The sequence below is a fragment of the Paenibacillus sp. HWE-109 genome, from assembly GCF_022163125.1.
GTDB lineage: Bacteria > Bacillota > Bacilli > Paenibacillales > NBRC-103111 > Paenibacillus_E.
In genome coordinates this window covers 7,214,298-7,232,761 of the sequence record NZ_CP091881.1, presented here as the reverse complement: position 1 = coordinate 7,232,761, position 18,464 = coordinate 7,214,298, and the positions used below count along the sequence as shown (strand labels likewise).

At 44.3% G+C, this 18,464-nt stretch carries 17 protein-coding genes; 14 read left to right on the top strand and 3 right to left on the bottom strand.

The genetic code is table 11. The annotated features are described in order from the left end of the window. Window positions 1–28 precede the first annotated feature (28 nt). Complete coding sequence (locus tag LOZ80_RS31005) at window positions 29–316, bottom strand: hypothetical protein (protein WP_238168210.1); 288 nt, start codon at window positions 314–316, stop codon at window positions 29–31. A 187-nt stretch (window positions 317–503) separates the two neighbouring features. Here LOZ80_RS31005 and LOZ80_RS31000 point away from each other — a divergent pair, with 187 nt between their 5' ends. The 4 genes from LOZ80_RS31000 to LOZ80_RS30985 all read left to right on the top strand — a co-directional run bounded on the left by LOZ80_RS31000 (window position 504) and on the right by LOZ80_RS30985 (window position 4,481). Then, a complete protein-coding gene (locus LOZ80_RS31000; RefSeq protein WP_238168209.1) occupies window positions 504–2,291 on the top strand; it encodes a helix-turn-helix transcriptional regulator in 1,788 nt (595 codons plus the stop codon). Window positions 2,292–2,472: 181 nt separating this feature from the next. Then, the gene (locus LOZ80_RS30995) at window positions 2,473–3,075 is read left to right on the top strand and encodes a sensor domain-containing protein (RefSeq protein WP_238168208.1); all 603 of its coding nucleotides are present in this window, start codon (window positions 2,473–2,475) and stop codon (window positions 3,073–3,075) included. A gap of 9 nt (window positions 3,076–3,084) precedes the next feature. Next, window positions 3,085–3,717, top strand: a complete 633-nt coding sequence (locus tag LOZ80_RS30990) for a YkoP family protein (RefSeq protein ID WP_238168207.1) — start codon at window positions 3,085–3,087, stop codon at window positions 3,715–3,717. Continuing rightward, entirely contained in the window at window positions 3,714–4,481 is a 768-nt protein-coding gene (locus LOZ80_RS30985) for a polysaccharide deacetylase family protein (protein ID WP_238168206.1), read from the top strand. The genes LOZ80_RS30990 and LOZ80_RS30985 overlap by 4 nt, the downstream gene beginning before the upstream one ends. Here the strand turns inward: LOZ80_RS30985 and LOZ80_RS30980 are convergent. Then, a complete protein-coding gene (locus LOZ80_RS30980) occupies window positions 4,472–4,936 on the bottom strand; it encodes a VOC family protein (protein ID WP_238168205.1) in 465 nt (154 codons plus the stop codon). The two genes, LOZ80_RS30985 and LOZ80_RS30980, sit on opposite strands and share 10 nt — an antisense overlap. Window positions 4,937–5,092: 156 nt before the next feature. On the opposite strand from LOZ80_RS30980, the gene LOZ80_RS30975 reads away from it, so the two are divergent. The 3 genes from LOZ80_RS30975 to LOZ80_RS30965 all read left to right on the top strand — a co-directional run bounded on the left by LOZ80_RS30975 (window position 5,093) and on the right by LOZ80_RS30965 (window position 9,720). Beyond that, window positions 5,093–5,527, top strand: a complete 435-nt coding sequence (locus tag LOZ80_RS30975; RefSeq protein ID WP_238168204.1) for an Lrp/AsnC family transcriptional regulator — start codon at window positions 5,093–5,095, stop codon at window positions 5,525–5,527. Between the two features lie 62 nt (window positions 5,528–5,589). Continuing rightward, window positions 5,590–7,122 (top strand): sensor domain-containing diguanylate cyclase, encoded by a 1,533-nt coding sequence (locus LOZ80_RS30970; RefSeq protein ID WP_238168203.1) that lies wholly within the window; start codon window positions 5,590–5,592, stop codon window positions 7,120–7,122. 762 nt (window positions 7,123–7,884) lie between these two features. Continuing rightward, complete coding sequence (locus LOZ80_RS30965) at window positions 7,885–9,720, top strand: UbiD family decarboxylase (protein WP_238168202.1); 1,836 nt, start codon at window positions 7,885–7,887, stop codon at window positions 9,718–9,720. A gap of 56 nt (window positions 9,721–9,776) precedes the next feature. Here LOZ80_RS30965 and LOZ80_RS30960 read toward each other — a convergent pair whose 3' ends face one another. Then, entirely contained in the window at window positions 9,777–10,070 is a 294-nt protein-coding gene (locus LOZ80_RS30960; protein WP_238168201.1) for an ATP-binding protein, read from the bottom strand. 260 nt (window positions 10,071–10,330) lie between these two features. Here LOZ80_RS30960 and LOZ80_RS30955 point away from each other — a divergent pair, with 260 nt between their 5' ends. The 7 genes from LOZ80_RS30955 (at window position 10,331) to LOZ80_RS30925 (ending at window position 18,245) form a co-directional block, all read left to right on the top strand. Next, window positions 10,331–10,711 (top strand): LytR/AlgR family response regulator transcription factor, encoded by a 381-nt coding sequence (locus LOZ80_RS30955; protein WP_238168200.1) that lies wholly within the window; start codon window positions 10,331–10,333, stop codon window positions 10,709–10,711. A gap of 41 nt (window positions 10,712–10,752) precedes the next feature. Further along, window positions 10,753–10,911, top strand: a complete 159-nt coding sequence (locus LOZ80_RS30950) for a hypothetical protein (RefSeq protein ID WP_189013566.1) — start codon at window positions 10,753–10,755, stop codon at window positions 10,909–10,911. Between the two features lie 270 nt (window positions 10,912–11,181). Continuing rightward, a complete protein-coding gene (locus LOZ80_RS30945; protein ID WP_238168199.1) occupies window positions 11,182–11,514 on the top strand; it encodes a TM2 domain-containing protein in 333 nt (110 codons plus the stop codon). A 16-nt stretch (window positions 11,515–11,530) separates the two neighbouring features. Next, window positions 11,531–11,932: an NINE protein gene (locus LOZ80_RS30940; RefSeq protein ID WP_238168198.1), complete on the top strand. Its 402-nt coding sequence runs from the start codon at window positions 11,531–11,533 to the stop codon at window positions 11,930–11,932. Between the two features lie 162 nt (window positions 11,933–12,094). Further along, window positions 12,095–13,891, top strand: coding sequence for a sensor histidine kinase (locus LOZ80_RS30935; RefSeq protein WP_238168197.1), 1,797 nt, complete (start codon window positions 12,095–12,097; stop codon window positions 13,889–13,891). Beyond that, window positions 13,888–15,018 (top strand): response regulator, encoded by a 1,131-nt coding sequence (locus LOZ80_RS30930; protein ID WP_238168196.1) that lies wholly within the window; start codon window positions 13,888–13,890, stop codon window positions 15,016–15,018. Before LOZ80_RS30935 ends, LOZ80_RS30930 begins: the two co-directional genes overlap by 4 nt. A gap of 125 nt (window positions 15,019–15,143) precedes the next feature. Further along, window positions 15,144–18,245: an S-layer homology domain-containing protein gene (locus tag LOZ80_RS30925; RefSeq protein ID WP_238168195.1), complete on the top strand. Its 3,102-nt coding sequence runs from the start codon at window positions 15,144–15,146 to the stop codon at window positions 18,243–18,245. The last annotated feature ends 219 nt before the right edge of the window (window positions 18,246–18,464 follow it).

Genomic DNA, 18,464 nt, shown 5'->3' with positions numbered 1-18,464 from the left:
CAAATGCATGCATGGCGGCTAGAAAGCCTTATTCTGTGTAAGCTGCTGTGGTGTCGATGCCGATCGAACCGGCTTCCGCATTCCAGGTAACGCCGATGTTCATCAACTGAGCGATATCTCTCAGCTTAAAGTAGTTGCTACCACCGATGTTATAGGCAGTAAATTTGACATCCTTGCCGTCAAGCGTAACATTCGCCTTGGTTTCTGTTACAGGCTTGCTAGTTTGCTGTCCTGAAACAACTAACTCAGTACCCTCAGGTGTATAGGCTTTTTTCGAAATGAGAGCAATTGTAATATGACAATATTTTTGGGTCAAGAAAGGTGACTACCTGAGGGTGCAGGGGAGTGCGTCACCTTCTAGTAAGCTAAACCCAAACGATGTAGCAGCTTGGACATCCCTCTTCAAATAGTCACATCAACTTATGACCTTTGTAACTAGTAAGCATGTTAAGGGTTACCTTATAATAGCAGGTAAGTCAGCAGAGTTATTAGGGGGAAAAGTAGTGTTTAACCTGGTCAAACATTGGTTTTGGTACGATTGGATGGTTTTTCTGATTCGCATAGCCTTCTTTTTTTCAATATTAGTTACTGTGGGATATGTATCTGAGTTTCTAACAATTCCGTTCTGGATTACGCTGTTATGGGGAATCATCGCATTCTCCGCTCCGTGGTTCTGTTTGCAACTGCATTACAAGTATTATCTGATTGCTGAGTTGGTTCTTACCGGGGGATATTGTTTGTATTTGGCATCGTTATTCCCTGATTCATATTTGGTTTTCTTGGCGCCCGCATTCATGATCGCCAGCAACAGTGCGCAAAAGTCATATTGGTGGTCAGGTCCTATTACGATCATTTTGATTCCATATTTGTTAGCCAACCTTACACATCAAGAATCAACGTTAAGTATGATCCTGAATTTCGGACTGATTTACACGGTGGGGTTTGCCTTTCATTTGCTAGTGGTGAACCATCGGCAGAATGGCATTATTAAAGACCAATATGCGGTGTTGGAGCAGTATATCTCGCAAATGGAGCAGATGACGCTCGTCGAGGAACGAAATCGGCTGTCCAAAGATTTGCACGATACGATGGGCCATGCGTTCACCTCCATCATCATGGGGTTGGAGACGCTGCACTCTGAAGTGACTGTCACGGATGGGGAGCAAAAAGTGGAAGCCTTGTTGCAGGTTACACGCAATAGCTTGGAAGAGGTTCGTCAATACTTGCATCAAGTTGACTCTCCAGAAGATAGATCGACCCTTATTCAGTCGCTGCAGAAACTAGTCGATGACTTTCAGAAGTTCTCCAAGGTGAAGGTTCGCATCCGAACGTTCGGGGAGGCGTATGCGGTATCCAAGCAGGCCAAGATGACCTTATACAGGTGCTTGCAGGAGTCTTTAACCAATGCGGTACGTCATGGGCAGGCTAGTGATATCGAGATCAAGCTGCAGTATGAGGAGAAACAGATCAGGTTGGAAGTGCAGGATAATGGGTTAGGTACGGAGAACTTGCAAGCAGGTTTTGGAGTGAATGCTATGAAAGAGCGTGCTGCTAATTTGCAAGGACAGGTTAATTTGTATGCCAAACCTGGAGAAGGGACGTTGGTAACGTGCCATTTGCCAAGAATCGTCGAATTTCAAGCGGGAACTGTTCAATTATTGCTGGTTGATGACCAGCCTTACATCCGAGATAGTCTTCAAATTATTTTGGAGAGAGAACAAGATTTTGAAATTGTAGGCCAGGCACAGGATGGCGATGCTGCCATAACTTTGTGTGAGCAAATGAGACCTCATGTGGTGCTGATGGACTTGAATATGCCTGGTATGAATGGCGCGGAGGCAACCAAACAGATTAAGATGAAGTGGCCGGAAATACGTGTGTTAATCTTGACTACGTTCCAAGAAACAGACAGGGCGGTTGAGGCGCTGCGCAACGGAGCGGATGGCTATTTGCTGAAATCGACCGAACCGCAGGAGTTGTTTGAGACGATACGTCTCGTTCACCGCGGGGTCAAAATGATTACACCTGATATTACAAATGTATTGATTGATAACTATGATTTGCCTCCATATGCCGTGGCGCCGGCTGAGAAGCCCAACGAGTATGGGTTAACTCCGCGGGAAATCGAAATTTTGGAATGCCTTTCGAAGGGGCTGCGCTATAAATCAATCGCGGCCAAGCTGTATTTGTCCGACGGTACAGTGCGGAATTACGCTTCTACGATTTATGCCAAGCTGGGTGTCAGCAACCGTGAAGAAGCACTGCAGAAAGCATACGGATCTCGGCAATAACCGAATAGTGAACATGGAACACCTTCTATACATTCCTTCAGGAAGTAGACGAAAGGTGTTTTTATTTGGCTTTTTGGGGGGATTACCGCGTGGATTTCGTCATATGACATTATGGCACTGGTCGATTATACATCCTAAGCGCTAGCATAAGCGGTATACCGAGTACAGAGGGAGAGATAACATGAACCAAATCATCCGGAAACATATGAGAAACTTCTGTTTTTTACTGCTTACTTTTGCGACAGGGCTGTTTTACTTGTGCTTTTATTTAGTAGGCATAACCTTGGGTATCGCAATGGCATTCACCTTGGTGGGGCTTCCTATTCTCTCTTATGTGTTAAGCACGACTAGCAGGTTTGTACAATACGAGCGGATTCAGACCAAAATCTACACCGATATTTCCACCTGCGATATGCCAAGTCGATCAAGAACACAAGGGAGTTTATGGGAACAGGTTAAAATGGAGTTCTTGGATGCTCGGAATTGGAAAGCGATTTTCTGGCTGATGCTGAAATTCGTTATTGGGCTTGTCTGTCTCATTTGTATTGTGCTTTTCTACGTAGCACCCTTTATCTTCTTGTTGGCCCCTGTTATGTATTTGTGGATTGATCTTACCTTTGTCGGAATGGAAATTAGAACATTTGGTGCCTCACTCCTCGTCATGCTTGCAGGTGTCTTATATCTATGGATCGGTCCTTACTTAGGCAGCATTCTGGTAAAGTGGGTTGGCGGCTACACGCGCCGCATAGTTGGATCCTTTGTTCGAAACCAAAAAAGAGAGTAGGAAAAGAGTATGTCAACGTCATCACTTATGAAGATATCTTTACAATCCCTGTGGATTGTCTGGGAACATATATTTGATATCCTGACCCGATTTCGCAGTAAGTCCGTGCAAAAATACGGTATATGTAAATTGTTGGTCAGGCAGCATCAAGGAAAGAGCATGATCTGTCAAGATGGGCATAGGATAGTTGTCGGGGATTGGGTAGGCGAGCTTCATCTGGATAACCGGCAGGTGCTGCGGCTTTCACGTGCGTTCGGTGCAGATCGAGCTGGATTGAGGATAGCACGCATGTTTCGGGATGCCATGAAGCAAATTAACTTAGAACTGGATAGTCATCCAGAGCTATTGAAGGTTCAAGCTCTAACAGGAATAACCCTGCTTCACCGCGGGATCATTCATGGCATAGGGTTTGAACAACATCCTATAGAATCCAAGTGGCAACAACGATTTTATACGAGATATCTGCGCCTTCTGCTTCGTGTCCTCCACCCGGAGGGCAACCAACAGATGCAAAACAGCAGCGAGAAGCTGTTTCCGATGAGGCTCTTGATCAGCAAGCAAGCTCTGAAGGAGCGTTTCATATCACGTGAAAATGGTCATCAGGAACGGCAGAATCGAAGGAAGGAAGAGGCGATTTCATGATACGAATGCTAATGATTGTTTCCCTGGATGCCATGATTCTTTATACGATGGTTCCCTTTATTCTTACCCGCATATGCGGTTGGGGCGTCCTCTCCAAAGGAAAAGCAGGGAAGGGCGTTGCCTTTACTTTCGATGACGGGCCAGATCCTTCCTATACGCCTGATTTGCTGGATTTGCTACAGGAGCATGACGTGAAAGCTACTTTCTTCGTACTCGGCAAAAAGGCGGAAGAACACCCTGAATTGATTCGGCGGATGCATCAGGAGGGGCACCAAATCGGTATTCATAACTACATTCATCGATCCAATTGGATCTTGTCCCCCTGGGCGAATAGACGCGAGCAAGCAGACCGCACAGCGGATATCGTGGAACGAATCACAGGAGAGAGACCCATTGTCTATCGACCGCCATGGGGGCTCCTTAATATAGGTGATCTTATCTTGATGAGAAAAAATTACCGAATTGTCCTCTGGTCCGTCATGGTTGGAGATTGGAAACCAGCGGTCAGCGTAGAACAATTAAAGATGAACTTATTGAGAAGGATTAAGCCTGGCTCCATTATCGTACTTCACGATAGCGGCGATACACTTGGGGCGAATGAAGATGCGCCGCGGCAGATGATCGCAGGGTTGAAGGAAGTTCTAATCGAGGTCCGCAGGAAGGGTATGGAATGCCTGCGAACGGATGAGCTATTGAACAGGGAAGCTAGGAGTGTTGGCAAAGTTGGACACGACACTAAGCTTCCCGGTCAAGCTCATTTGTAGGAGTTCGTAGTAGAAAGATCAAAATCAACATCCTTAATAAACTCAATAACCTCTCCATTGGGACTATGCACAAGGGCATTCTTTACTTCAAGCGGTGGCACGCCGAGAGAAAGCCGACTTGGTTCAATAAAAGCTTTTGCTCCATGAGCAAGAGCTTTTTGGTATATGTCATCGACATTATCCACATAGAAGGCGAGATGCAGCAGCGCTCCATGAGCGATTTCATCTTCGGATGACGCTTTCTTGCCTTGCGCGGGGATGACCGCTTCATTGTCAAAAACCTCGATGCATGTTCTTCGGTCAGGGGAAACCAGCATGGAAGCTTCTTTGATATGAAAAGCAGGCAGACTCCAAGAATGGCCTATTTTGAATCCTAAAACTTCAGTATAGAAAGCAATAGTTGCGTTATAATCTTTGGCTTGAATGGCTACATGGGCAAGGCCTTTGATACTCATCTATCATCACTCCTTAACTAAGATGTATTCATTATAAACAGTCGAAAATGTAAAATATATGTGAAAAATAAGCATTTTAATATGATATAGTCATTAAATATAAGGCATTTTAGATAAGATATCTTATTTTGTGGATTATCATAGGAGGCGTTAGGTTTGGATCATCATCTAGATGACATTGATAGAAAGATTATGCAGCTGCTTCAGCACAACGCGCGAATGACGGTTTCGCAAATTAGCAAAGAAATAGCGATGTCTCAGCCCTCTGTGAAGGAACGGATGATCAAACTGGAGGAGAAGAGCGTTATTTCCGGGTATAGTGCGGTCTTTCAATTAAGGGAATTGAACCGGGGGACAACTACGTTTATTCTCATAAAAACGGAACACTGCCAGGAGCTTGTGGATTTCTGTGAAGGAGCTAAGGAAGTAACGGATTTATATCGCATAAGTGGAGAATATAATTATCTCATTAAAGTGCAGACCGCTTCCATAGAGGAACTCGCCGAGTTCCAGGATTCTCTGAGCAAACTAGGACCCTCCAAGTCTCATATCAGTATGAAAAACATATTGGAGAACAGGATTTTGCTGTAGAAGTCAGAGGTTGGCAACTCGCAACGATTAAGATATGATTCTGTAAGAAGGGATGTGGCGGAATGAACTTAACAGAAGCGCTAATCCCAATTTTCACCTACCTGCTGCCAATCCTTTTCTTCTTATATATGGGGTTGGATGTGCTGCTGCGCAATACGAAGAGCTCTGAGCATCGATTGGTAAGCGTCATGATCGGCCTTTATTTCCTCCTGTTTCTGGAAGAATTCATTCGGTATCAGCTTCCTATCGCATATAGTGGTGTGCTTGCAGCGAAGTGGTTTGGGAGTGTAGGCATCCTTATACCGGGTATCGGTGTTCATGTTTTATCTAAGTTTGCCAGACTCGATAGACGGATGCCGAAATATATTTATCCGTATGTTTTCTATATACCGGTTATTGTCGTATTAATTAACTTGTTCAGTAAGGAACGAATTATTTCTACAGCACTTTTCAATCAAGTAGGTGTTTGGAAAATGCCTATCTTGGATAAGCCGTATTTTATTACTATAACCGTCAGTCTGGTCGTCAGTGCTTTGTTCCTGCTTATGATCGCCAGGGGCAAATCGAATGCAAGTACAGTGGAGCGCAAAGCTATCTATAATGTGCTAAGCAGGGGCGCAAGTCTTGTTCTTATCTGGACGGCTCTAACCGGTTACTTGGATTTTGGTGACGCCCTTCCACCTTATCCCTATATTTATGCAGGCCTGATCTGGTGCTTTGCGCTGAGACTTGCTATGATCAAATTCGATTTTCTTAACTTTATCGATAAGAAGTATGAGAAACTATTCAATTTGAACCCCGCGGCTATTCTGCTGCTTGATCAGCATGGGCGGATGAAGGAAGTCAATCCTAGCGCGAAGCAGTTATTTCAACTTATGAAGTTGAAGCATGTTACTTTTTACGATTTAGTCGGAGAAGCAGCGAAAGATCATATACAAAGCAGGAAAGCTATTAGTGATTTCGAGACGACCATCTGCACGGAGGAGAAGCGAATCGATGTGCTTATAGATGGAGATTATGTGTGGGTGGATAACGAGCCCCATGTTATTTTAATTATTCGCGACATTACAGCACAGAAGGAAAACCAGCAAGTGATTACGTTCATGGCCTACCATGATCCTCTCACTCTTTTGCCAAACCGCAGATTCTTCTACGAAAAATTGGAGGAAGCGATTCAAGATGCAAGAGTGCGTCAGCAGCAACTGGCTCTGATCATTGTCGATCTGGATCTTTTTAAAGAGACGAACGATACATATGGTCATAAGGTCGGCGATGAGATCTTGCAGCACGCGGCCCGATTAATCAATGAATCTGCTGCCCAGCAAGGGGTTGCGGCTAGATTTGGCGGGGACGAGTTTGTCTTCTTTCTAAACGAAATTTCCTCGGTTGAGTTTGTAAGAGATAAGCTGAACCAACTGCAGCAAACGTTTATTCAGGATGTCTTCATGCACGAGGGAGCAGCGATTCCGATCGGCCTGAGTCTAGGGGTTAGCTTTTTTCCAAGTGATGGCGATGACGTGGATACGTTGCTGAATAGTGCGGACAAGGCGATGTATGAGGTGAAACGGAAGGGTAGGACCACAGGGAGAACCTAATGATAGCTGTTTAAAATGCTGCGAAGCCCTGAGAAGGGGCTTTTTTTGAATTTATTGGTGTCCAACCGCAGATTTCTTTGCTTTGGAAGGTCTGCGGTTCCAAAGGGCATCTAATGAACTGTAGGATGCTTATAGAGCGGAAAATGGCTACTTTGGAGATTTAATGAACTGGATTAACGCTATCGAGCAAATTTTTAGGCGGAAAGGTGATCATTTGGTTGTAATAGAGCTTCTGGGATTCGTTAGAATTTCAGAATGAGCGATTTTGGCCGAATAAAGGGTATTGAGTTCGCTAGAGGGCTTGGGCTTGCCTCAAGGTGTATGGACTGGATGACCTAGCCGCAGGCTGGGTTTTTCTTATGGAGGGAACATGGAGTTGCTCCAGCTGCCTCGTGCGAAGGTAAGGGAACTACAATACGCTATTCTAGCAAAAAGTGTCTATATCGCTGGGTTGAGGGAACTACAGAGTGCTATTCTGCTGTTTGAAGGGAAATTCAGCGCTTTTCGTGAAAATAAGACCCTGTAGTTCCGCTGTGCCCCTCGCATCCTTGCTATTTGCCCGAATAGCGTACCAGAGTTCCCCTCAACAGGATTTGTCGTGTTTGATTGGCTCATCTTTCAGGGTGGGGAAGCCGGTTTTCTCACTACTAGGACTGCGGGTTTGGGAGTTGGCTTTTGCTCATAATCAGGAGGCCAAAGAAGACGTCGCGCAAAAGAACGGGTATAATAAAATATAATGACTTACACATAGGAGTTACTGATATGTATCAAAACTTAGAAGAATGCCTGATTGATTTGGAGAAACATGGCCATTTGGTTCGTATTGGGGAAGAGGTAGACCCTTATCTCGAGATGGCTGCCATCCATATGAAAGTGTATGAAGCGGGCGGACCTGCCCTATTATTTGAAAAGGTGAAAGGGTCGAAATTCAGGGCTGTTTCTAACTTGTTCGGGACTTTGGAGCGAAGTAAGTTTATTTTCCGCAAAAACTGGGAGGATGTCCAGAACGTTATTGCCCTTAGGCAAGATCCGATCAAGGCGCTAAAAAACCCTTTTACTCATGTTCGTAACGGGTTAACGGCTGTCAAAGCGCTGCCTTTGAAGAAATCTTCGAGTTTACCTGTAAGTGCGCAGGAAATTAACATTTCGGATTTGCCGCTCATCCAGCATTGGCTGAAGGACGGAGGCGCATTTGTCACGCTGCCCCAGGTCTATAGTGAAGATCCGGACAACGCGGGAATTATGAACGCTAATCTGGGCATGTATCGGATACAGTTGAATGGGAATGACTATGAGTTGAATAAGGAAATTGGCGTTCACTACCAAATTCATCGCGGGATTGGGGTTCATCAAGACAAAGCGACGAAGAAAGGCGAGCCTTTGAAAGTTAGTATTTTCATTGGAGGGCCTCCTGCTCACACGCTATCTGCGGTAATGCCGCTGCCGGAGGGATTAAGCGAAGTCACATTTGCAGGTATGCTGGCGGGGCGACGCTTTCGCTATAGCTATATAGACGGGTATTGTATTAGCAACGATGCTGATTTCGTAATCACAGGCGACATTTATCCGGGTGAGACCAAGCCAGAAGGGCCTTTCGGCGACCATTTGGGTTACTATAGCTTGACACATGAGTTTCCGTTAATGCGGGTGCACAAGGTTTATGCAAGGGAAAACGCCATTTGGCCATTTACAGTGGTCGGACGTCCACCTCAAGAAGACACATCATTCGGTGCGTTGATTCACGAGTTAACTGGAGATGCCATCAAGCAGGAGATTCCTGGTGTCAAAGAAGTGCATGCTGTAGATGCGGCTGGCGTGCATCCGCTGCTTTTTGCGATTGGCAGTGAGAGATATACGCCCTACCAACAAGTCAAGCAACCAGCGGAATTGTTGACCATCGCGAATCGTATTCTAGGAACCGGACAGCTTAGTTTGGCCAAGTATTTATTTATTACGGCTGAGGACAAGCAACCTTTGGATAGCCATAAGGAGTCTCAGTTTTTAGCTTATATATTAGAGAGAATCGATCTGCACAGGGATATTCATTTTCAAACCCATACAACCATCGATACGCTGGATTATTCGGGCACTGGCTTGAACCAGGGGAGCAAAGTGGTTTTTGCTGCGAGCGGTGAGAAGATCAGAGACTTGTGTGCAGAAGTTCCGGAACCGTTGAAAGGATTGCCGACGTTCACGAACCCACGTTTCATTATGCCAGGGATCGTAGCGCTGCAAGGCCCGCAATTTGCTACGTATGAGGATGCGCAAAAGGAATGGCAGGAACTGAGCGCAAACCTGCAGCTGCAAGGTTCAATGCCATCCTGTCCGATGATTATCCTGTGTGACGATAGTGATTTCCTAAGTGAAACCATTAATAATTTCCTGTGGGTGACTTTCACACGAAGCAATCCTTCCCATGATATTCACGGGGTAAACAGTTATTACGACAATAAACATTGGGGCTGTGACAATCTGATCATCGATGCCCGTATTAAACCGCATCATGCGCCGCCGCTGATTGCTGATCCTACAGTTGAAGCCAACATTCAACGTTTGTTTGTACAAGGGGGAAGCTTGGCAGGAGTAAAGATCAAATAAAACGAGAAGAGGCTGCCTCAACAGGTTAAAACCTGGCGAGCGGCCTCTTGTTTCTTTTAAGGGAGCTGAACATAGAGCGAGGTGCTCTCATTCAGCACGCTCTTCGCATAAATTTTACCCTTACGCTGCTCGACAATGGACTTGGCGATAGCGAGTCCCAGACCGTAGTCGCGATGCTCGCGGGAGCGGGATTGATTCGCGCTGTAGAAGCGATCAAAAATTTTATCAAGAAGAATCCAGCCTCGCGCGGAGAGGGAACTACAGGGCGCTATTCTAGCCAAAAGTGTCAATATAGCGAGGTTGAGGGAACTACAGTTCGCTATTTTGCTATTGTGAGGGAAATTCAGCACTTTTCGTGGAAATAAGACCCTGTAGTTCCGCTAGGACCCTTGCAACCCCGCTTTTTGCCCAAATAGCGTCCCAGAGTTCCCTTAATAGGAATTGTTGCTGGCAAGAAGCTCATCTCTCAGGGTAGTGAAGCTGATTTCATAAAGTGGGTATTCGATTCACACGGCAAAGTTTCTGTCATTTAGCCATCATTGGCATGCAGTATACTAAATCCAGCAGAATAGCGAATATTCGAACAGCGCGGGGAGAGGGAGTTTTTTACTTGAAGGTTGTTATTATCGATGACGAGAAAGCCATGCATCTCATTCTGAGACGAATGCTTGCCAAGGTGAATGAGGTTGAAATCGTGGGTACCTTTCAGGAGACTTCAACCGCATTTTCATATGTAAACAATCATGAAGTCGATTTGATATGTATAGATATTAGCATGCCGCGCGAGAGTGGACTTGATTTTGCCAAACGATTAAGAGCCAACGGTCACCTGATGCGGCTTATATTTGTTACATCGTACACCGAGTTCGCTTCATCCGCCTTTGATGTTAATGCCTATGATTATATATTAAAACCTATCAGGTCGGAGAGGCTGGTCAGGACGGTGCAAAGAGCAATCGCCAATGGCGACGCGTATCCTAAGTTGATTTAGGAGTCGTCCAACATTTATAGTGAGGGCAGGAGGTGTTCACTTTGAAAATTATGATTTCTGCTTCAGAAGCAATGGAAAAAGGTGTTTGGAAGGAAATTCTCCGCCTGTTCGGCAGAGATAAGGATGAGGAATTCTGGCCTAAGGAAGAATTCATTCTAACAGAGGAGCAAGCTCTCGCATTGAAGCTTATCCAAAAATAATTATTGCCGCCATTAAGCGATAAAAGCCAAGGCCCCCTCAATTCCATCACGGAACTGAGGGGGTCTTTATGTCTGAAATAGATTGGAATCGGAGTCATATCATTCAAGGAGTTGGGCTATGTCAAAAGAATTTCCTAGGTATTTGGTAGCAAAAATAGGTGCTAAATAGTTAATCTTTGTGAAAAATTTATCAAATTTAATCAAACGTTGATATTATATGTAGATTTTACGTTGTATAATTTAACCATTATTGAGAGAAGAGGTCGAAACATGTCGTCACTTTTGCAAAAGCAAAACTTAACAACGGAGCAGCTTCAGTTGCTAGCATCCGAAATGAGCAAAAAACAAAAATCGGGTGGTATTGCTTGGTTGCTTTGGTTCTTTACAGGTGGTATCGGGGGTCACCGTTTCTATCTGGGCAAAGTTGGAACAGGGGTTGCGATGTTGCTGACACTGGGTGGTTTGGGGATTTGGACATTAATTGATCTATTCCTGATATCCGGCATGATCAGAGATACGAACGAACGAATCGAGAATGACATTGTTTCCGAAATTCGACTACTCAGTCATGCAAGAGCTAATTCAGAAGTAGCTGCAGGATAGGTTGAACGAATAATCAATGGATAACCTAAACCTATTACGCACCTTAACTCTGGAAGAGCTTGGCGTTTTGGAAACGGAATTACTCAAGAAGAGGAAATCCAAGGAAATCGTTTGGGGTCTATGGGCAGGATTGCATTTTTTTGGAGCACACAGGTTCTATACAGAGAACTATTTGTACGCAAGCATCATGTTTGCGACTACGATTGTTCCAACCCTAGGCATCATACTGTTAGCCGTATACACAGATATTGAAGCGTTTAGCTACTTTCTGTTATGGCTTTCAATATGTCTATTAAGCGGATCTCTACTGTGGAGTTGGATCGATGCCTTTTTTCTCAACAAGCGCATCGAAACCATGAACCATGAACAGGAACGGAATGTGATTTACCGGATCAAAGGGATGAGTGGGAATGAATAGAGTTGAGGCAGTACAAAACCGTCACTGGTTTTAGATTGCCTCTCTTTTTGTTGGTGTGCGAAGCGGAAATTAGATCATATATTTTCTTACATGTTATTTGAAAACTCTGATAAGATAGAGGTGCAGAACGATCGTTTACTATCTGCACGGGGGCTGTCATCTATGAGCTACAATTTATATTTATCTGTATTATTAATGGCGGCAACCTGCTGCTCCTTGGTTATTACTTACCTTTCTTGGAAGAGAAGAGAGCTTCCGATCGCGATCAGCTATGGTCTCGGCTTGCTGACGGGCGCGTTTTATACATTCGGTTATGCTTTTGAAATTGTCAGTACGACATTAGATCAGATCCGGTTCTGGCTAAGGATTGAATATATCGGTATACCTTTCGGTACCATCCTTTGGTTTATTCTCGTTCTGCAATATACAGGTCGACAAAAATATATCAACAAATGGGTTATTGGCCTTCTCATGATAGTCCCAATGATTACCTTCATCTCCCATAACACGAATAAGTGGCATCATTTATTTTATAAAAGCATGACCTTAGATTATTCAGAAGGGTTCCCGCTGGCTGTCTTGGAGAAGGGGCCACTATACATGCTTCATGTCGTGTACTCTTACTCTTTTTTCGTAGTAGGTATGGTATTTCTGATCCAAATGTTTCTCAAAGCTACCCCTCGTATGAAAAAGCAAATCGCCTTTATGATCATCGGATCATGGGGACCATACGGCTTTACGCTCGTCTATTTAAGCGGCATTATCTACATGCCAATCGATATATCGCCATTCGGATTTATTTTCTCCGGGGTATTCTTTCTATGGGGGATTTATCAATTTAATATGCTGAGATTAGCCCCGTTGGCGCTCCAAAAAGTGTTCGCCTCCATGCAGGACGCAGTTATGGTGTTTGATCTGGATAACACACTAACGAGCTTCAACCAATCTGCTGTTGGTGTCATTCGAGGTCTCAGCCATCAATGGATTGGACAGCCTGCCGTTCAGTTATTCAACTCCTACCCTGTGCTGCTTGAGAAGATCGTACAAGGCCCCTCTATGGCTAGTAAAATTCAACTTACGGATTCAACGGACGAGCAGTTTTATAATGTTCATATGTCTTTCATTACAGATATTCAACACAAACCGGCAGGTAAAATGATTTTAATCAGCAATGTAACGGAAGTGGTACGATCCGAAGAGAGGCTGCGTGATAACGCTAGGCAGTTAAGTGAGCTTAATACTTTTAAAGATAAAATGTTTAATGTAGTAGCCCATGATATTCGCGATCCGCTAGCCGTACTTATCAATCTGATGGAGTTAATGGAAGATGACATGCAGGATTGTAACGGGGATCATGAGGAGATCGTTCGTGAAATGGGTCAGCAAATTCAGAATACTTTCATTTTGGTAGAAAGTTTGCTGGATTGGTTTCGTAGTCAAAGGGGGGGAATAATTTTTAATCCAGTGGAAAGGGACCTTGCTTTAGCGGTCCAGACTAGTTTGCGATTATTGCACGTTCGCAGTGAGAGTAAGCAGATACAGATTATTTCTGAAATTCCGAAAGATACGTATGTGTATGCCGATAAAGAAATGCTGGATTTAATTATTCGCAACCTGCTCTCTAATGCCATCAAATTTACAGTACTTGGTGGTACGATTCGTTTGCGAACCGAGCATGCAGAGGATAAAATTATTGTTTCTGTCAGTGACACAGGAGAGGGAATCCCGACTGACCAAGCCAGTACGCTGCTTCAGGAGTTCTATCCTATCTCTTCAATGGGTACGGCGGGGGAGCGAGGCGTTGGTCTAGGACTTACGTTATGCAGAGAATTCGTCCGCTTAAATGGGGGGGAAATCTGGTTTGACAGTGCGCCTGCGCAAGGAAGCACCTTCTATTTCTCCATCCCGACCCCTCCTGAGGTCCCAACCCAACTACCAGCCAGAGGAGGACAGCGATGAAGGTTATTCTTATTGATGATGAGAAGGCGATGCATTTAATTATGAAAAGAATGCTAGCCAGATATCCGGACATTGAAATTGTCGGGAGTTTCTTGGAGACGGCTGGAGCCTTTTCCTTCTTGATGAACCAAGAGGTGGATCTCGTTTTCGTAGATATCAGTATGCCAAGAGAAAATGGTCTCGAGTTCGCTGAACGCTTACGGGCAAGCGGCAGAGAAACGAATATTGTCTTTATCACTTCTCACAAAGAATACGCCCTATTTGCCTTCGATGTCTTTGCTTTTGATTATATTGTGAAGCCCGTTGAGCAGGAGAGGCTTTTCAAGACGGTTCAAAGAGCTTTGGATGACAAATATTCAAAACGTTCACTCCACGAAAAGCGGGAGCCTACTTTGAATGAAGTGCAGTTCAACTGCTTTGGTGGTATCGACATTCAAAGTACATTGGGTGTGAGGGCCAAATGGAAATCAAGTAAAAGCGCGGAGCTTTTTGGCTATCTAGTTGTGCACAAAGGACGATTAGTATCTAGAGCGAGGCTAATTGAAGATATGTTTGGCGAAATGCCGCAAAAAAATGCCGAAACTTACCTGAATACCACCGCCTATCAGCTCCGCAAGGTATTAGAAGCATTTGGACTGAAGGAGAGTTTGTATTCGGATAGCAATCATTACGCACTTAGTTTAAACCATGTGAAAGTGGATCTCTCGACCTTCGAAGAAGGTTGCAGACAAATTGCTGTCGTAGATGAGACGAATCTTGAACAAGCACTTGAGCTTGAGCAGCTCTATGTGGGTGATCTGTTCGGTGACCGTGCTTTCGGATGGGCCTGGAATGAGATCGAACGACTATCGTTAATGTACACTTCCTTGACCCAGCGTCTAAGTGTCGCTTTGTTGCACAAGGGAGAGGCGCAGGCGGCCATCCGCTTGTTGTCCAAGCTTATGACGAACAACGAACTAGACGAGGAATCGTTCCTTCTGCTGATGAGGGCCTTGGCTTTGCAAGAAAACAAAGAGGCGCTGATCAAGCAGTATGCGCAGTATGCTGAGACACTTGAGCGAGAAATCGGTATTAAGCCGTCTCACGAAGCTGCCGATTTGTATACACAGTTGCTTTCGGGGTTGTAATATATGAGTTTGAGGAAGAGGAGTCCATCTTAGATGGGCTCTTTTTGTTGTCGAAGTTTGTCATTTTGCCGTCATTGGGGTTTGGTATAGTGATTGTATTATAAATAGAGGGAGAGAAAATAACGATGAAACGATTTTCATTACGGAGTTTATTTGTACTTTCGGCTTTCATTTTGGTTGTACTAAGTGGCTGTGTGAGTACCATAAATGCAATAATATTTAACTTTCCGAGTGATAAACTTAGTAACTCCGAGCAGTTATTTGTCAGATTTTCTGATGGAAGCATAGCTCAAGCACCTTACACGGCAGGAGCGTCTGCAGTAACAGTAAATAATACGGGGGGCAAAACATTTGTAGGTGGATATGTAAGTGATGGCATAGTGAGCTGGGTTCCGGATTACTCCTATCCTCAAAATACATGGGGAACTGTAATCGTGAGCGGGATTGATGCACGAAAACCTGTAAATGGGGCAAATCATGTCAAGTTAGCTAAACCACCAGAAACCTCTGGTGAATACGTAAATGTAACCTTTGCGGTTTATGATGTGGATGGCCAGCCTAGCGGTGATCGCACGGAAATATTTGCTCATTCAGCAGATTCAAGTTTAACTTTCTTCAATACAGATCCCGATGATAAGAATAATGGAGGCTTTTATACACGGAGGGACACCGTAGACCAAGGATATTCCTGGTATACAGTCGACGGAGTAGTGACTTTCATGATTAAATCCAATATTAGTGATATTCACTCCAAACCTATTTCTTTGTATTCTGGTTCTAAGTTAATTTCCAATGATCCCTTTTATACAGGGACTAATCTTGTGACTGCTATTGATATAGGCACCAGCGGCAATGCTTCTTCTTTAAGAGTAGGAGACACGCTAGCTATGAGTGCAGGAATACTACCTGTAGAGGCAACTAACAAGGTTGTCACTTGGTCGGTAGAAAATGGCACTGGTGCGGCTACCATTAATGCAAATGGTGTATTGACAGGAACTTCTGCGGGTACTGTGACCGTAAAGGCAGCTGCAAACGACAGAACAGCAACTTCTGGATCTAAGATAATGACGATTCAACCGCCTCCAGTAGCCTTTGCTGGTGGATCAGGTACGCTCGAAGATCCTTTTCAAATTGCAAATGCTGAGCAGCTTGATGAGGTTAGAAATCATTTGGATACCTATCTTTATTATAAATTAATAGCTAACATTACATCATTCCCAAATGTTGATGGCGGTTGGATGCCAATTGGTGATAATGAAGTAGGATTTCAAGGAAACATGGATGGCAATGGATTTGCCATTAGGAATTTAGTAATTAGTCGTTCTGGAAATAGCTACATAGGGCTTTTCGGAGTGACGCTTTCAAATAGTGAACTAAACAATATCATTTTAGAAAATATAGAAGTACATGGTGGATTTAATGTAGGTGGCTTGGTTGGCTACAATGGTGGAACCATTAGTAAAAGCTCCGTCACAGGGAGTGTAAAGGGCAGCTCTACAGTAGGTGGCTTGGTTGGTGAAAACCAGGGGATCGTAAGTACCAGTTTTTCAAGCGCAAATGCAAGTGGTGATTATACGGCGGGTGGCCTAGTAGGAAGCAACAGTAGTGATGGAGTCATCAATAATTCCTATGCCACAGGAACTGCGTATGGATATTATGGGATTGGTGGCTTAACTGGATTTAATAATGGAACTATTAGCAATTCTTATGCCATTGGTAGTGTGCAAGGACATCCTAATAGTAGTCCTAACAATCTAGGTGGCTTGACGCCTTACTCTGGCACTGAAATCTTGGATAGCTTCTATAACATCGAGACAACAGGTCGATCGGATACCGGGAAAGGAACCGGAGCAACAACGGAAGCAATGAAGTCACAACAAACCTATGTGCAATGGGACTTTGCAAGCATATGGGGGATACATGCGTCGCGAAATAACGGATATCCTTATTTGCGAAATGTACAGCTGTTTGTGGAATACAATGGAAACGGTAGTACGGGTGGAACTACACCGACTGATAACAGCTCCTATTATAAAGGAAAAACGGTTAATGTTTATAGCCAAGCCTTAGATTTAGTGAAAGAGGGCTATACCTTCGCAGGATGGAACACAAGTGCAGATGGCAGCGGTACTAGCTATGCAGCAGGGGCGCCATTTACAATAACAGGCGATACTATTTTATATGCCAAATGGCGGGAGAACGGTCCAGTGGTTGTGCCTGTAACAGGCATCACGGTTAGCGGTGTTACTTACACTGTGTATGTAAACAATACACTGCAATTGAATGCAGTTATAACGCCAAATAATGCAACAAACGCTGGTATTACTTGGACGCTTCGTCAGGGAACCGGGAACGCTAGCATTACTAGCACAGGCTTGCTGACGGGGATGTCGGCGGGTACTGTCACAGTGACGGCAACATCTGTTGAGGATGCAGCTATACAGGCTAGTGCGGTTGTTACAGTGTTGAATCGGGAGGAGACTTCTACGCCACCAAGTGGCGGCCCTTCCACATCTCCACCTGTTACGGAAATTAAACCAGATCCTAAACCAGAAACTAAACCAGAGACTAAACCAGAAGTTAAGTTCAACGATACCGTCGTTAAACTTACTGAAGTTTTAGCGAATCTCAACAAAAAAATAGAAGAAACGAAGACAACACCAAATGTTAAATTTAGAGACACTGCTTCCCATTGGGCAGATTCAACGGTTTCTATTTTCGTTAAGCTTGGAGTCGTTAATGGGTACGCGGATGGCAGTTTCCGTCCTAATGCAAGTATTACACGCGCCGAATTCGCGACTATTCTTGCCAAAGTATTCAATTTAACGACTTCGGGATCTGGCAATAAACTCAGCGATGCTTCGGGTCATTGGGCAGAATCGTCCATTAATGCTTTAACCGCGAACGGAATCATTTCTGGGTACGAAGACGGTACATTTAAGCCCAATAGAGAAATTACGAGGGCAGAAATTATTTCTATGATCAGTAAAATTCTAACGATCAAAGCAGCAGGCGGCGTGCCAACAACATCTGCATTTACGGACATTAATGGCGTATGGAACAAAGAACAAATCGAAGCGGCAGCTTCCGTGGGTCTTATCAGCGGAATGGGCAATGGGTTGTTCTCGCCGAACAAACAGTCTACAAGAGCTGAAGCTTTAACTATTTTGCTTCACGTATTGCAAGCTAATCCAGAATTAAATACTCTTTTAGGATCAATTAAGTAACGATAATGAAAAAGAAGCTAAGCAGCTTGTATATGCTTAGCTTCTTTTTTTGCGTCCACCGCAACTGCCTTTGAAGCTGAGCACGCCTAGCCGATCTGTCCATTCTAATGAACTGGATGATGCTTATAGACGAAAAAATGGCTGTTTTGGCGATCTATTGAACTCAATAGGCGTTATCGAGTGGCTTTTAGGCGGAAAGGTGATCATTTGCATGGAATA

Bases quoted from the DNA above. Each gene is read 5' to 3' on its own strand.
- LOZ80_RS30935 (WP_238168197.1), top strand. From the start codon at position 12,095: ATGAGCTACAATTTATATTTATCTGTATTATTAATGGCGGCAACCTGC.
- LOZ80_RS30985 (WP_238168206.1), top strand. From the start codon at position 3,714: ATGATACGAATGCTAATGATTGTTTCCCTGGATGCCATGATTCTTTAT.
- LOZ80_RS30970 (WP_238168203.1), top strand. From the start codon at position 5,590: ATGAACTTAACAGAAGCGCTAATCCCAATTTTCACCTACCTGCTGCCA.
- LOZ80_RS30965 (WP_238168202.1), top strand. From the start codon at position 7,885: ATGTATCAAAACTTAGAAGAATGCCTGATTGATTTGGAGAAACATGGC.
- LOZ80_RS30925 (WP_238168195.1), top strand. From the start codon at position 15,144: ATGAAACGATTTTCATTACGGAGTTTATTTGTACTTTCGGCTTTCATT.
- LOZ80_RS30995 (WP_238168208.1), top strand. From the start codon at position 2,473: ATGAACCAAATCATCCGGAAACATATGAGAAACTTCTGTTTTTTACTG.
- LOZ80_RS30980 (WP_238168205.1), bottom strand. From the start codon at position 4,936: ATGAGTATCAAAGGCCTTGCCCATGTAGCCATTCAAGCCAAAGATTAT.
- LOZ80_RS30940 (WP_238168198.1), top strand. From the start codon at position 11,531: ATGGATAACCTAAACCTATTACGCACCTTAACTCTGGAAGAGCTTGGC.
- LOZ80_RS30945 (WP_238168199.1), top strand. From the start codon at position 11,182: ATGTCGTCACTTTTGCAAAAGCAAAACTTAACAACGGAGCAGCTTCAG.
- LOZ80_RS30990 (WP_238168207.1), top strand. From the start codon at position 3,085: ATGTCAACGTCATCACTTATGAAGATATCTTTACAATCCCTGTGGATT.
- LOZ80_RS30930 (WP_238168196.1), top strand. From the start codon at position 13,888: ATGAAGGTTATTCTTATTGATGATGAGAAGGCGATGCATTTAATTATG.